The sequence below is a fragment of the Pseudomonas sp. HY2-MNA-CIBAN-0224 genome, assembly GCF_040310285.1.
GTDB classification, from domain to species: domain Bacteria; phylum Pseudomonadota; class Gammaproteobacteria; order Pseudomonadales; family Pseudomonadaceae; genus Aquipseudomonas; species Aquipseudomonas helleri.
In genome coordinates, this window is the sequence record NZ_JBEOPQ010000644.1 from 1 (window position 1) to 261 (window position 261).

Consider the following 261-nt stretch of genomic DNA (forward strand, 5'->3'; position numbering starts at 1 on the left):
TTACTGTACCGGGAAACCCATCAACCGCTCAGTGATAAAACGTATAGAGTCGAATACTCAGAACCTAATGGCACTGTTTTTGGGCATAAGACAATTGATTTATCTGAGTCTGCTATAACACCCAGTTTTAGTCAGGTTAATGACCGTAATGGCGAAAGAATTGACGTTATGCAAACGAATAACACGTTGCAAATAGCGTATCAGGAAAATAGTGCCACAGAAGCAAAAAAAGACTCGGTAAAACTGGTCGCAGGAATGATC

At 40.6% G+C, this 261-nt stretch carries 1 protein-coding gene; it reads left to right on the forward strand.

Annotated elements, in window-relative coordinates; genetic code table 11:
- On the forward strand, positions 1–261 hold a 261-nt coding region (locus AAEZ03_RS27900; protein WP_350583160.1), incomplete at both ends, for a hypothetical protein.